The organism is Ruegeria sp. BH8 (assembly GCF_056538065.1).
The window spans coordinates 31,951-45,383 of record NZ_JBQFSP010000002.1; the positions used below are offsets into that span (position 1 = coordinate 31,951).

The 13,433-nt window shown below is 57.3% G+C and carries 12 protein-coding genes; 8 read left to right on the plus strand and 4 right to left on the minus strand.

The features are described 5' to 3' along the window. Positions 1-6 precede the first annotated feature (6 nt). Both ACR0AD_RS07195 and ACR0AD_RS07200 read left to right on the plus strand, forming a co-directional pair. Complete coding sequence (locus tag ACR0AD_RS07195; protein ID WP_480482958.1) at positions 7-318, plus strand: hypothetical protein; 312 nt, start codon at positions 7-9, stop codon at positions 316-318. A 32-nt stretch (positions 319-350) separates the two neighbouring features. Continuing rightward, entirely contained in the window at positions 351-1,970 is a 1,620-nt protein-coding gene (locus ACR0AD_RS07200) for a hypothetical protein (protein WP_480482960.1), read from the plus strand. A 6-nt stretch (positions 1,971-1,976) separates the two neighbouring features. On the opposite strand, the gene ACR0AD_RS07205 is transcribed toward ACR0AD_RS07200, so the two are convergent. The 3 genes from ACR0AD_RS07205 to ACR0AD_RS07215 form a co-directional block, all read right to left on the minus strand. Further along, a complete protein-coding gene (locus tag ACR0AD_RS07205) occupies positions 1,977-2,360 on the minus strand; it encodes a carboxymuconolactone decarboxylase family protein (RefSeq protein WP_480482962.1) in 384 nt (127 codons plus the stop codon). Between the two features lie 193 nt (positions 2,361-2,553). Further along, a complete protein-coding gene (locus ACR0AD_RS07210) occupies positions 2,554-3,684 on the minus strand; it encodes an aromatic ring-hydroxylating oxygenase subunit alpha (RefSeq protein ID WP_480486530.1) in 1,131 nt (376 codons plus the stop codon). After that, positions 3,681-4,568 carry a MurR/RpiR family transcriptional regulator gene (locus ACR0AD_RS07215; protein WP_480486532.1) on the minus strand — a complete coding sequence of 296 codons (888 nt, stop codon included), beginning with the start codon at positions 4,566-4,568 and terminating at the stop codon, positions 3,681-3,683. Before ACR0AD_RS07215 ends, ACR0AD_RS07210 begins: the two co-directional genes overlap by 4 nt. A gap of 68 nt (positions 4,569-4,636) precedes the next feature. Here ACR0AD_RS07215 and ACR0AD_RS07220 point away from each other — a divergent pair, with 68 nt between their 5' ends. Genes ACR0AD_RS07220 through ACR0AD_RS07245 form a run of 6 tightly spaced genes read left to right on the plus strand, consistent with a single transcriptional unit; the run spans position 4,637 to position 12,223 of the window. Beyond that, on the plus strand, positions 4,637-7,090 hold the full coding sequence (locus ACR0AD_RS07220; protein WP_480486533.1) for an FAD-dependent oxidoreductase: 2,454 nt from the start codon (positions 4,637-4,639) through the stop codon (positions 7,088-7,090). Beyond that, the gene (locus tag ACR0AD_RS07225; RefSeq protein WP_480486535.1) at positions 7,090-8,172 is read left to right on the plus strand and encodes an alcohol dehydrogenase family protein; all 1,083 of its coding nucleotides are present in this window, start codon (positions 7,090-7,092) and stop codon (positions 8,170-8,172) included. Before ACR0AD_RS07220 ends, ACR0AD_RS07225 begins: the two co-directional genes overlap by 1 nt. Next, the gene (locus tag ACR0AD_RS07230; RefSeq protein WP_480486536.1) at positions 8,169-8,747 is read left to right on the plus strand and encodes a dimethylsulfonioproprionate lyase family protein; all 579 of its coding nucleotides are present in this window, start codon (positions 8,169-8,171) and stop codon (positions 8,745-8,747) included. Before ACR0AD_RS07225 ends, ACR0AD_RS07230 begins: the two co-directional genes overlap by 4 nt. Further along, on the plus strand, positions 8,744-9,850 hold the full coding sequence (locus ACR0AD_RS07235; RefSeq protein ID WP_480486537.1) for a mandelate racemase/muconate lactonizing enzyme family protein: 1,107 nt from the start codon (positions 8,744-8,746) through the stop codon (positions 9,848-9,850). Before ACR0AD_RS07230 ends, ACR0AD_RS07235 begins: the two co-directional genes overlap by 4 nt. After that, positions 9,847-10,950, plus strand: a complete 1,104-nt coding sequence (locus ACR0AD_RS07240) for a mandelate racemase/muconate lactonizing enzyme family protein (protein ID WP_480486539.1) — start codon at positions 9,847-9,849, stop codon at positions 10,948-10,950. Before ACR0AD_RS07235 ends, ACR0AD_RS07240 begins: the two co-directional genes overlap by 4 nt. Before the next feature lies 1 nt (position 10,951). Continuing rightward, on the plus strand, positions 10,952-12,223 hold the full coding sequence (locus ACR0AD_RS07245; RefSeq protein WP_480486541.1) for an aspartate aminotransferase family protein: 1,272 nt from the start codon (positions 10,952-10,954) through the stop codon (positions 12,221-12,223). A 223-nt stretch (positions 12,224-12,446) separates the two neighbouring features. Here ACR0AD_RS07245 and hemC read toward each other — a convergent pair whose 3' ends face one another. Beyond that, on the minus strand, positions 12,447-13,412 hold the full coding sequence (gene hemC, locus ACR0AD_RS07250; RefSeq protein WP_480486542.1) for a hydroxymethylbilane synthase: 966 nt from the start codon (positions 13,410-13,412) through the stop codon (positions 12,447-12,449). Positions 13,413-13,433 lie beyond the last annotated feature (21 nt).

The following is a 13,433-nucleotide window of genomic DNA, read 5'->3' on the forward strand; positions in this document are numbered from 1 at the left end:
TTTAGTATGGCTCGTTTGACTATTAATCCGAAATACACACTTAAGGATCTTGGGTGTGAAGTTCTGAACGCCGCCCGGAGCAACGCGCTGGGGTCACAAGAGGGTCGCGACGCGGCTGAGCGGCAGATTCATGAAATCCTTGCTGATGTCGGTAATCCTGCGGTGGAGTTTGTTTATGATTCCAAGAACAAGGTTCATATCGTAATCCCTGATCTGAGCGATAAAGAGCCAGACCCAAATCCCGATCACGAGTCATGGTGCTGCAAGCTGGCCTATGAAGCGATGGGTGGCATTGTCGTTTATGGCTGTGGTTCCTGATCGCAGTATCTGAACTTGCCTGAGGAGTTTATTTGAGTAAGGCAAAAACCAAGATATTCCTGACCGGTCCGTTTCAGGTGATTTGCAACGACGGCCAGGATGCAACACCACGCGGCACCAAGGCGAAAGCGCTTCTCGCCTTGGTGTTGTTGTCTAAGAATGCTGTTCGCAGCAGGGCCTGGCTGCAAGACAAGCTTTGGAGCAAAAGCTCACCTGCACAGGGTGCGGCCTCGTTGCGCAAGGAACTTAGTGTCCTGACCAAGCATCTGGCCGGGTTCGGTCTGGGGTTTTTGGACATCGGGCGCGAGAATGTCTCCATCGACCTGAAAGCGCTTGAAATTGATTTGTTTGATGAACCGCTTCAACCGGATCGCGCCGAGCTTCTGGAAGGGTTGGATGTTGCAGACCCGGAATTTGAAGACTGGTTGGCAGTTGAACGGCAAGCGTATTGGGACGTTGGTTTTGATGAAAATGCGCCTGTCCCGGTTGGCGCGCGCTTTCCATCCCATTGGGGGCATCAGAGACCTGCAATTGTAGTCGAGCCGTTTGAAGTAATTGGTGACGATAACAATATCAACGTTGCGGCGGCGTCGATACGGGACGAATTGCTTTTCCTCTTGGGTACGTTGTCGGATGTCATCGAATTGCGTGATGCGCGCAGGCAAGAAGGGCCTGTCGACGGCTATATGCTAAGCGGCAGCGTGGTAGCGGCCGAAGGACTGCGGGTGGCGGCACAATTAACATCAACCGTGGATCAGGTGTGCCTATGGACCGAACGTTTCCGGTTTCGGGAAAAGGATACGTTTGACGCCGTTGAAGAAATCGCAATGAAAGTTGTCGAAGCGCTTCAACTACGGCTGCGGGATGGTCACTGGTCCGACATCTGGTCAGCACGCGCCACATCCACCGAAGTTTGGACGGCATTTCAGAATGGTCGCATTCAGGAGAGCCTTACGACCAAGGACGGCCTGTTTCGTGCCATCCGCCAGTATGAGGTCTGTTTGCAGCGCGATCCGGACTATCTGCCTGCGCGGATCGCTGTCGGATTCTGCCGCCTGGATCTGATCCGGTTGGGCATGGAAGATTCGCCGGAAAAAACGCTGGCTCTGGTCGAGGCCGACTGCGCCGTCATGCGTGAAAAACACCCGGCGGATCCTTATTGCGCCGCACTCGAAGCGTTTACCCACAGTGTTGCTGGCCATACTGCCGAGGCTTGCCAGCTGATGCGCAAGGTACTTGAGAGGTTCCACAGCAGCCCCGAATTGCTGGGCTATTATGGTGTCTTGTTGATGTATGATGACCGGCTTGAGGACGGAATAGCCACGTATCGGCAGGCCCTCGCGTTAACGCCGCACCCGCCGATCTGGATCGAGGCGAACCTGTCCATGACCCTTGCCCTCTCCGGAGACAAGGCAGCATGGCAGCACGCGCATAATGTCTTGCGAGTGGACCCCGGCAGCGTGCGGGCGCGGGTTGTGTTATGCATGTTGTCCGCCGCCGCTGGCAACCAGTCACTGGCACGCCGGCACGCCCGTCGCATCCTGGAATTGCAGCCCGGTTTCACGGCAGAGCGCTGGGCCTGGCCGGGCTGTTTCAAAAACAGAAAATACTATGACGAAGGTGCACGACTGTTGGCCGAAGCAGGTCTGTGATGGCGTCTAATTGTCGTCCAGCACTTTGCGGGCGACGCGGAAACACTCCAACGCCTGCGGAACGCCGCAATAAATCCCGACCACGTGGATGATGGCGCGTATTTCTTCTTTGGTCACCCCGTTGGTGATGGCACCCCGGCAGTGGATTTCCCATTCATGCATCTTTCCCAGTGCTCCGATCATGGACAGGTTCATCATCGACCGCGTTTTTGCGTCGATCACGTCATCCCCCCAGCCAAAACCCCAGCACCAGGCGGTCATGGCTTCCTGAAACGGGCGGGTGAAATCATCTGCTGCTGCAAGGTTCTTTTCCACATAGTCCGCGCCCAGTGTATTCTTCCGTTGTTCCAACCCTTTCAGGAACAGGTCTTCGTCAAATAAGTCGGCCATTACGGGTCTCCGGTTTGTCAGCGTGTCAGGCGGTGTTTGTATGCGGGATCGTAGTGTGATTTCATCCGGTGGTGCACCTGTATACCCGGTCCGGCATGTCCACTATGTCGATATACCCAAGTGCTTTGGGCAAAATCCGGTCAATTTCGCAAGGGTGCCAGTCCTTGGGCATCAGCGTGGTTGATCTACCCGCTCAAGGGTAGGGCAAGCAGGTTATGTCTGCCTGGGGTGGGTTTAATTCCACGGCCTCGCACATCCATTGTTGCAACTTGGCGATTGAGTGTTCGGACATCACACCGCAGCCCGGATCCAGCACCAGCGGGCCGGGGCAGTAACCACGGGATCTGAGGCCGCGATGCACGGATTCCACAAGCCGGATGTCTTCTTCGACCGTTGTTTCCCTGTCCTGAACGGCCAGTTGCCGGATCACCGCGCTTTCCGAACCACCTTCAGTGTACCAACCGCGCCAGACGGTGCAGTGATCCGTGTCATTTGCGCGCCAGTGATATGTGTTCAGCACATTGCCCGGATAGCACTGGAACGAAAACATCGGCCACAGGAACCAAGACTGGTAATCGCCCGCATGAGGCACCGACAGGTCGATTGGGTAAGTCATCTTGTCGAGGCTCTGACATTCGGTCGTGTGGCGCAGCACGAAACCGCCGCCTGCATCGGGTTGGATGTCGTAGGTTTCGGGCTTGACGACACCTTCAGCGAAAGTCGGGTGGTTGCTCGGGCAGTGATAGCATTCCGAATAATTCTCGACGCTGACCTTCCAGTTGCAGTGTTCCGGAATCTCGACCCATTCCAGCGGCTCAAGCTCGTCGACATGCGGGACAAATGTACGGATTTCCTGCCGCACTCCGGGATACCAGTCATCCATCGGGGCTGCGTTGTCGTCGAGATTGACGAAGATGAATCCATTGAAGATTTCGGTTCGGACCGCCGTCAGGCAGATTGCACTGCGGTCAAATCCGGGGACGGATTTGATATTTGGACCTGCGCGCAGCTGGCCGGACAACTCGTAGGTCCACGCGTGGTAAGGGCAGACGACGACGCGGGTGTTTCCTGCGCCCGAGATCATTTCATGCGCACGGTGCTGGCAGACGTTATAGAAAGTGCGAATTTCGCCATCGCGCCCGCGAATGCAGAACAGGTTTTGCCCGGCGATCTCAAAAGCAAAGTAATCCCCTGTTTCCCGAACCTGCGCGACATGGCCTGCGAATTGCCATGTTCGGGCCAAAAGCCCCTGCATCTCCTTCTCGAAAATGGCAGGGTCGGTATAGTAGCGCGCGTCCAGTGAGTGGGTCAGCGGTACGTTCATTCGGGTTCCTCCGCATAGATGCCAAGCTGATGGCGACGACGATGGAAACGTTCGACTCGTTCGACGATCTCGTCGCTGGATACCGCGATCACGAAAGACAGCAGCGTTTCCAGCAGCGCGATGGTCGAAACGGATGACGGGAAAAACTGCGGGGTATCTGCTGCGACGACAAACCCGTGATGGGCGTTCAGGATCACAGGGCTGGCCGGACTGTCCGAGATACCTATGACAGTCAGGCCCTGCTGACGTGCCAGTTTGACCGCCTCGATCACTTCCGTACGGTAGGGATGACAGGTGATCGCAATCAGCACGTCCTGCTCATCGGCCCAGGCCAGATCGTCCATTGGGGTTGAACCGGGGCGGGGGATTGCATGAAACTGCTTCATCCCGGTCGAAGCCAGATAAGTAAAGTTGCGCGCGTTGGAGTTGTTGACGCCTACGCCGAGTGTGAAAATCTGGCGAGAATTCCAGATGGCTTCGGCAGCAGATTTCAGGCGGTTCGCGTCGATCCCTGCAAATGTTTCCTCGATATTCCGGATCGCGGCACCGATCATATCGGCATACAGCCCGCCCAATTCACCGGATTTGCCGATGTCCTGAAGCCATCTGGCGCGGTCTGGAAACGACACGCGCCCTTTTCGGATCGCGTCGCGAAAGGGTTCGCGAAAATCTTCGTACCCTTCAAACCCCACTTGCCGCGCCATGCGCACGAATGTGTTGGGCTTGACCTTTGCCGCCTCGGCAATTTCGCGCACGGTTGAAACCCCTACATCCGTAGGGTTTTCCAGAACGTAACGCGCGGCTTTCTGCGCCTCAGGGGTCAGGGCGTCCCACTCTTCGGTCAGGCGATCCAGAACAGTTGATGATACATTTGTGTCATTCATTATTGACGATGGTACAAATGTGGAATTAGCCTGTCGAGCAGAAAAGCGACTCGGGAAGAGGAAAAATCATGTCCGGGAATGAACTGCCGTCACACGCACGCGTGGTCATCGTCGGGGGCGGCGTCATGGGTGTTGGTCTGGCTTACCATCTGGCCCATGAAGGCTGGGGCGAAGAGACTGTTCTGCTGGAAAAGGCCGAGCTGACCAGCGGCAGTACATGGCATGCGGCAGGGCAGATTACGCATTCAACCTCAAGCTTTGGTCTGGGCAAATGCGTCGATTATAACATCGGTTTGTATTCCGGCCTGCTTGAGGCCGAGACAGGTCAGCCTGTCACATGGCATGGCTGCGGCTCGTTCCGTCTTGCCTATACCGAGGATGAGATGGACTGGCTGCGCCACACGCTTTCGGTGGGCCAGTCGCTGGGCTTCAATATCGAACTTGTCGGTCCCGAGAAGGTGGCCGAACTGCATCCGTTTTATAACCTCGAAGGTGTTCTGGGCGCGCTGCATACACCGGATGACGGGCATGTGGATCCGACCAATGTGACCATGGCGATGGCAGCCGGGGCACGCCAGAAGGGCGTGCGCATCTTCCGCAGCTGCCGGGCGACGAACATCACGCAGGGCGCAAACGGTGAATGGATTGTTGAGACCGAACGGGGAGCCATCAGCTGCGAGCATGTGGTGAACGCGGGCGGCACCTACGCGCGCCAGATGGGCGAATGGTCCGGGCTGCAACTGCCGATGACGTCAATGACGCACCATTATTTCGTGACCGAGCCGGTGCCGGAATTCCAGAATCTGGACAAAGAACTGCCGGTGATCCGCGATGACCGCAAAGTCTCGGGTTATATCCGGATGGAGCAGAAGCGTGGCCTGATCGGAATATACGAGAAAGCGAATCCGAACTCGGTCTGGCATGATCACTGCCCTTGGGAGTATGAGAACTGGTTGTTCGACGCGGATTTTGACCGGGTAATGCCATGGCTTGAGGAAAGCCTGAACCGGATGCCGATCTTTGCCGAGCTGGGCATTCAGCGCGATGTGCATGGGGCGATATCACATCCGCCGGACGGCAACCCCCTGATCGGTCCTGCGCCGGGTGTGCGGAATTACTGGTGCTGTTGCGGGACGCAGATCGGGATCGGCTGGGGCCCGGGTCTGACCCGAGAACTGGCGCGCTGGATGGTGCATGGGGCTGCCGATATCTCGATGCGGGATTTCGATCCGCGCCGCTTTGGCAGCTATGCCACCAAAGACTGGCAAGTGATCAAGGCGGAAGAAGATTACTGCTTGCGGCACGAAATCCCGTTTCCACACTTCAATCGAATTGCAGGGCGTCCGATCAAGCCGTCGCCACTGTACGAGTTGCTGAAATCCAAGGGCGCGGTACATGAAGAGGTCTATGGCTTCGAACGCCCCCGCTGGTTCGCCCGGGACGGCGTGGAACAGCGCGATCACTATTCCTTCCGCCGCAACCCTGCCGACGACATGGTCGCGGCCGAGGTCAAGGCAGTGCGCGAACGTGTCGGCATCATGGATGTCACCGCCTTCACCAAAGTCGAAGTATCGGGGCCCGATGCCTATACCCTGTTGGATCGGTTGACTGCTAACAGGATGCCGCAAAAGGTTGGCTCGATCACGCTGACCCATATGTTGAACCGTCGTGGCCGGATTGAGTTGGAGACTACCATTGTCCGCATCGCCGAAGAGCGCTTCTATCTGGTCTGTGCGGCGTTCTTCGAACAGCGCTTGCTTGATCATCTGGCGCATCATCGCAAGGGTGAAGATGTGCAGATCAACGCGCTGTCGTCCGAATGGTCGGCCTTGTCGCTGAACGGTCGCCGATCACGCGAAGTTCTGGCGCGCTGTACGGATACCGATCTGAGCAATGCCGGGTTCCGCTGGCTGTCAGCGCAAGAGGTCACGATTGCCGGTCATAAACTCTGGGCGTTTCGCATGTCTTATGCGGGCGAACTGGGTTGGGAACTGCATATGCCTAACGCTGCCTGCCTTGATGTCTACAATGCGCTATGGGCTGCGGGCGAGGCGTATGGCATCGCGGACTATGGCAGTTTCGCCATGAACGTGATGCGGATGGAGAAGGGCTTCAAAGGGGCAGGCGAGCTGACAAACGAAGTCACGCTGGCAGAAGCTGATGTGCTGCGCTTTGCCCGTACGGACAAGGGCTACCTGGGCAAGGACAAGACGTTGAACACCGATCTGCCATGGGTATGTGCCTATCTGCAAGTCGAGCCGGATGGCGAAATTGATGGCCATGGAGGCGAGGCGGTGACGCTGGACGGGCGTGTCATAGGCTCGACAGCTTCGGTCGTATTCGGCCACACGGTAGGTAAGATATTGGCCTTTGCATACATCAAATCCGAAGCAGCAAAAGCGGGAACCGAGTTGGAGGTCGTGATTCACGGCAAGCCGCGTTCGGCCCGAGTACTGGATAAGCCCGCCTACGATCCAGACAGCCTGCTGCCCCGCACAGACGCAGTAGTGGAGACCGCCTGATGAGCCTGCCCGCCACAATGAAAGCCATGGTCACGATGGGCCACGGAGGGTTAGAGCAGATAGTTTGGCACGATAAATGGCCGCGTCCTGAACCTGCGGAGGGTGAAGTGCTGATCAAGGTTGCGGCATGTGGCCTGAACAATACGGACGTCAACACGCGGTCGGGTTGGTACTCCAAGACGGTCACAGCCGCAACGACCGGTGGTGCGTTTGAAGAGGTTGGCGAAGAAGATCCCACCTGGGGCGGTAATCCGATCACCTTCCCGCGAATTCAAGGGGCCGATATCTGCGGGCATATCGTTTCCGTCGGCGAAGGTGTTGACCAGGCACGTATTGGCGAGCGTGTCATCACGGATGGCTGGCTGCGCGATCCGGTGGAACCCGACAATATGGACAAGACTGGTTATTTCGGCTCGGAACGGGATGGTGGTTTTGCCGAATACGCGACAACTCTGGCGGTGAATGCTGTGGCAATCACCTCGAACCTGACGGATGCTGAACTGGCAACTTTTTCCTGCTCTTACTCCACCGCCGAAGGCATGTTGACCCGTGCCAATGTGACCGGCGAGGATACGGTTTTGGTTCCAGGTGCTTCCGGCGGTGTGGGCGGTGCGCTTGTGCAACTGGCCAAACGGCGCGGCGCGCGTGTGATCGCGATGGCATCCGAATCCAAACACGCGGACGTGGCCAGGCTTGGCCCTGACGTCATTCTGCCACGCGCTCCTGCGAACCTGCGCGAGGCGCTGGGCGTAGAAAAGATCAGTGTGGTCGCAGATGTCGTGGGCGGACCATACTGGCCGAACCTGATCGACATTTTGGAACGGGGTGGCCGCTATACCTGTTCGGGCGCAATTGCAGGCCCGATCGTCGAACTTGATCTGCGCACATTCTACCTGCGCGACCTGACCTTCACCGGTTCGACCGTCATTGACCCTCAGGTCATGAAGAACCTCGTAACATACATCGAGGCTGGTGAGATCAAGCCAGCGCTTGCCGCGACATACGCGCTGAAGGAACTCCGAGAAGCACAAGCCGCGTTCATCGCGAAAGAGCACACCGGCAACATCGTGGTGATGCCATGACGCTTGACGATGTTCTCGAAGCTGCCCGGCAAATGCACCATGCGCATCCTGATCTGTCTGCGTTCGCGCCTTGGCCGGGTGATCTGACCCCGACGGGGTTGGATCCCGCACCCATTCCCGCAACGAGACTGGTGGCAGCCTTTGACCTAGTTGAAGACGTGCCAACCCGCGACCTGATCGCGGCGGTCAAAGCGACTGCGCATCTGGCACATTGGAAACACACCTACACCGAAAACGAAGTTGGTGCGGATTTCCTGAACCGATACGGCTATTATGAGCTGTTCGGTCCAACCGGACATTTTCACTCGACCCTGCTGCGTGGCTACATCGCGTATTGGGGGGCTGGCCTGAACTACGATTGGCACAGCCATCAGGCCGAAGAACTCTACCTCATTCTTGGCGGAGGTGCGTTGTTCAAGGTCAATGGGAACGAAACATATCTTGGAGCCAATCAAACACGCTTGCACGCAAGCTGGCAAAGTCATGCCATGGTCACCACAGATCAGCAGATCCTGACTTATGTTCTGTGGCGCGGTGAAGGCATGGGTGATCTGCCCCGGATGGATATCGCATGAAGATCAAATCTATCACAGTATTTCACGTCGACCTCCCACTGGAGCATCCATATTGGTTGTCTGGTGGGCGACTGAAATTCGAAACGCTTGACGCGACACTCGTGAAAATCGAAACCGATGCGGGGTTTGTTGGCTGGGGTGAAGGGACGCCATGGGGCCATACCTATGTGCCCGCGCATGGTCCGGGTATCCGCGCCGGAATTGAAACGATGGCGCCGTTCATTCTGGGCCTTGATCCGCGGCGGGTTCTGGATGTGGAACGGGCTATGGATCTTGCCTTGCCCGGGCACCTTTATACCAAAAGCCCTATTGATATGGCCTGCTGGGATATCGCGGGTCAGGTGGCGGGCGTGCCGATTGCCGATCTGATGGGGGGTGGATCGCGGACACCGCGCCCGATTGCGTCCTCGGTCGGGGCGAAAACTGTAGACGAAACGCGCGCGGTCCTAGAGCGTTACCGCCAGCGGGGCTACATCGCACATTCCGTGAAGATTGGTGGTGACGTTGAACGGGACATCGCGCGTGTTCGCGATGTCGAGAGTATTCGGCGACCCGGGGAAATCGTTCTTTACGATGTCAATCGTGGCTGGACGCGTCAGCAAGCGTTGCGTGTGATGAGCACCTGCGCGGACCTGAATGTCATGTTCGAACAACCTTGTGAGACGCTGGATGACATTGCTGCAATCTCGGGGCTTCACCCGTCACCCGTTTCAGTGGACGAAAGCCTTGTGACTTTGCAGGATGCGGCCCGTATCGCCCGCGATGGTCTGGCTCAGATTTTCGGGATCAAGTTGAACCGCGTCGGCGGGCTGACCAAGGCTGCACGCATGCGGGATATCGCGCTGGCCCATAGGATAGACATGTTTGTAATGGCCACAGGCGGTACGGTTCTGGCCGATACCGAAGCATTGCATCTGGCCGCGACCATCCCGGATGACAACTGCCTTGCCGTATGGGCCTGTCAGGACATGATCACGGTCGATATTGCCGGGGGGCGTGGGCCCCGGAATGTTGATGGTCACCTGCATTTACCCGAAATGCCGGGGCTTGGAGTGCACCCAGATGAAAGCGCGCTGGGCGATCCGGTGGGGGTATATGAATGAAAATCAACAAGATAACGCTCTGGTCTGTTGATCTGACAAGTCACGAAACGTACCATATGGCTGAAGGTAAGACCTGCGCCACTGTGAAATCCCATGTCCTGAGCCTTGAAACGGACACCGGTCACAGGGGGTGGGGTGAGGTTTGCCCGATCCCGCATTACCTGCCGGCCTATGCGGATGGGGTGCCGGGTGCCATTGCTGAGATGGCGCCTGAAATCCTCGGGATTACCCCATTTGGTGCAGACGCCCCCATGCGCAAGCTGGACGGGTTTCTGCAAGGGCATCAATACGCGAAATCGATCGTCGATATCGCGCTTTGGGACCTGTTCGGTCAGGCGGCAGGGATGCCGGTTTATGTGGTGTTGGGTGGGCGAGCGCAGGCGGATATGCCGCTCTATCATTCAATCACTTGCATTGCGCCGGACGAGATGGCGCGCATTGCTAAATCCGCTTTTCAAACTGGTATCCGCCAGTTTCAGGTTAAGCTGGGCGTCGAGGGCGATTGGCAGGCGGATGCCGAACGGTTGATCAAAGTGCGCGAAGCCGTGGGAACCGGGCCATTGGTTTACGGTGACTGGAATTGTGGAGCATCGCGATTGCAGGCGACCCGTACCGGGCGTGCGGTGGCACATCTGGACGTGATGTTGGAACAGCCCTGCAAAACGCTGGAGGACTGTGCCGCTGTCCGTCAGGCTACCGGTCTTCCGATGAAAATCGACGAGAGTGCCTTTGATCTTGCCTCGCTGATGCGTGCGCATGACCTCGGGTGCATGGATGCGGTGGCGCTTAAACTTTCAAAATTCGGCGGATTGTCGGCAATGCGTCGTGCGCGGGACCTGACCGTGCATCTGGGCGCCGAGATTTGCGCGGAATGCACATGGGGGTCTGATATTATTACCGCGGCTTCACTCCACTTTGCGGCGTCGACGCCGAAGAGCTCCCTGATGAACACGTGTGACTTGTCGTCTTACGTGGCCCCGCGTCTGTGTCCTGATGCACCAATTCGTGAAAACGGCCGGATTGCTCCGCCCGAAGGTCCGGGTTTAGGTGTTGTGCCGGACCTCGATATCCTTGGCACCCCAATTCTGGAGATCGACTGAGATGCTGAAAATCCAATCACAATCCGAATGGATTGCTCGCGCGAACGAAGTTCTACCTGCCGGGGGGTTTGGCAACTTTGATCCAGGCATCATCATCGCCCGTGGTGAAGGCAGCCGTGTCTGGGACGAAGACGGCAACGAATATGTCGATTACCTGATCGGGTCGGGTCCGATGCTGCTGGGTCATGGCCACCCTGAAGTGATGGAAGCCGTTTTGGAACAGCTGCCCAAAGGGATGACGTTTTTTGCCAATAACAGAAAAGGAATCGAACTGGCCGAGGCCATCATCGACGCCGTTCCCTGCTGCGAGCAGGTGCGCTTTGTCGCGTCGGGAGGCGAAGCCGACATGTATGCGATTCGCCTGGCGCGGGCTTATACCGGGCGCAGCAAAATCCTGAAGTTTGAAGGCGGTTACCACGGTATGAGCGCCGAGGCGCAGATGAGCCTTGCCCCAAGCCGCAGGGTTAATTTCCCGCAGGCTGTTCCCGACAGCGCGGGTATCCCCGACAGCGTGGCCGAGCAAATGCTGATCGCGCCCTTTAACGATCTGGAAGCCGTCGCTGCTTTGCTGGATGAAAATGACGACGTTGCCGCGATTATGGTCGAGCCTTTGCAACGGATCATCCCGCCAATGCCGGGATATTTGCAGGGCCTCCGAGCTCTGTGTGATCAACATGGTGTGCTGTTGATCTTTGATGAGATCGTCACTGGATTCCGGCTGGCTTATGGCGGGGCACAGGAACGATACGGGGTCGCACCGGATATCTGCACTTTGGGCAAGATCACGGGCGGCGGCTTCCCTCTGGCTGCGCTCGGTGCCAGCGCCGAGATCATGAAGCATTTCGATAAATCGAAGGTCGGGGAAGAAGGTTGGCTGATGCAGTTGGGGACCCTATCGGGGAATCCGGTCGCCTCGGCAGCTGGGCTGAAGACGATGGAGATTTTGCGGCGTGACGGCGCGTATGAGCGTTTGCGCGCAATTGGAAAACACTTGCAGCAGATTCAGACGGACGCCTTGAATGAAGCGGGTATCGCGCATCGGATATGCGGTGACGAGACTTTGTTTGACATCTATTTCACCAATGCCGAGTGCCGCGATTATCGCAGTGCAAACCATGATGATCCACAGCGTAACGCCACTTATAATGCGGTGCTGCGCGCTCATGGAATCTTTAAGTCTCCGGGCAAGCTTTATCCGTCGCTGGCGATCACCGATGCGGATTTGGAACAGACACGCATCGCCGTCCGTCACGCCGTTGATGCGATTTCCTGAAGGTTGGATGTATACAACGTAAACGGGTCGCTGTTGAGTTCAACAGCGACCCGCTACCTTTGGAAGTCGGGGGTCAGCCTCGCCCCCTCGAATACTGATTAAATCACCGGCAATCTGAAAACTTTTCGATACTTTCGAGACTGACCCGACTTCCTCATCGGTATGTCACTTTAATGCCCGAGAATCTCGGTGGCCACAGTGATCAAGTTCACACTGCCTTAAATTAATTTGAATTTTTCCAATCAAAAAAACCTGGACCCGCCTGTTCCAACAGTTCCGCAGCCATCGTGCGGGCCATTTCCGGCCCGTCTTTGACAGAACCGGTCACTTCTCTGTTCACGATTTCCGACCCATCTGGGCGCAGGACTTCACCGCGCAGCCTTAAGTTGTTTCCATCCAACTCTGCCAGGCCAGCGATCGGAGTTTCGCAAGACCCGTCCAGCGCGGCCAGCAAGGTGCGTTCGGCGGCCAGCCGCCATCCTGTTTCCGCGTGACGAATCGCTTCAAGCATTTCGGCCGCGCGCATATCGTTGCTGCGCCGTTCGATGCCAATGGTACCTTGTGCAATCGCGGGCAGCATGTCATCCGGAGAAATGGCGCTGGCTGGAACCTCGTCCATGCCCAGACGGCGAATGCCAGCCATGGCCAGAAAAGTGCAATCCGCGACCCCGGCTTCCAGCTTTTTCAGCCGCGTCTGCACGTTCCCGCGAAACTCGACCACTTTCAGATCCGGCCGCCGGTTCAGCAGCTGTGCCCGACGCCGCAATGACGAAGTGCCCACAACAGCCCCTTCGGGCAGATCGTGGATTGAGTTAAGGCGCGGCGAGATGAAAGCGTCACGCACATCCTCGCGCGGAAGGAATGTGTCCAGAACCAGCCCTTGGGGCTGTTCAACAGGCATGTCTTTCGTTGAATGCACGGCGATATCGATTTCGGCGCGCAACATCGCCTCTTCGATTTCCTTGGTGAACAGGCCCTTGTTGCCGATTTCCTTCAGCGGGCGATCCGCATCGATCATGGCGCGATTGTCGCCGGTTGTTTTGATCACGACGATTTCAAAGGCCGCTTCGGGCAGATCAAACGCATCGCTCAGGCGTTGGCGGGTTTCATAGGCCTGAGCCAGAGCCAGCGGTGAACCACGGGTGCCAATTCTGAGGGGCGATGCGGGTGTGGGCAGGGTCAAAGTCATGTGCACAGCTTTAGTCGCGTC

What these genes read in the sequence shown, in the direction of transcription:
- ACR0AD_RS07195 (WP_480482958.1), top strand. Translation starts at nt 7, where the DNA reads ATGGCTCGTTTGACTATTAATCCGAAATACACACTTAAGGATCTTGGG.
- ACR0AD_RS07205 (WP_480482962.1), bottom strand. Translation starts at nt 2,360, where the DNA reads ATGGCCGACTTATTTGACGAAGACCTGTTCCTGAAAGGGTTGGAACAA.
- ACR0AD_RS07210 (WP_480486530.1), bottom strand. Translation starts at nt 3,684, where the DNA reads ATGAACGTACCGCTGACCCACTCACTGGACGCGCGCTACTATACCGAC.
- ACR0AD_RS07215 (WP_480486532.1), bottom strand. Translation starts at nt 4,568, where the DNA reads ATGAATGACACAAATGTATCATCAACTGTTCTGGATCGCCTGACCGAA.
- ACR0AD_RS07220 (WP_480486533.1), top strand. Translation starts at nt 4,637, where the DNA reads ATGTCCGGGAATGAACTGCCGTCACACGCACGCGTGGTCATCGTCGGG.
- ACR0AD_RS07225 (WP_480486535.1), top strand. Translation starts at nt 7,090, where the DNA reads ATGAGCCTGCCCGCCACAATGAAAGCCATGGTCACGATGGGCCACGGA.
- ACR0AD_RS07230 (WP_480486536.1), top strand. Translation starts at nt 8,169, where the DNA reads ATGACGCTTGACGATGTTCTCGAAGCTGCCCGGCAAATGCACCATGCG.
- ACR0AD_RS07235 (WP_480486537.1), top strand. Translation starts at nt 8,744, where the DNA reads ATGAAGATCAAATCTATCACAGTATTTCACGTCGACCTCCCACTGGAG.
- ACR0AD_RS07240 (WP_480486539.1), top strand. Translation starts at nt 9,847, where the DNA reads ATGAAAATCAACAAGATAACGCTCTGGTCTGTTGATCTGACAAGTCAC.
- ACR0AD_RS07245 (WP_480486541.1), top strand. Translation starts at nt 10,952, where the DNA reads ATGCTGAAAATCCAATCACAATCCGAATGGATTGCTCGCGCGAACGAA.
- hemC (WP_480486542.1), bottom strand. Translation starts at nt 13,412, where the DNA reads ATGACTTTGACCCTGCCCACACCCGCATCGCCCCTCAGAATTGGCACC.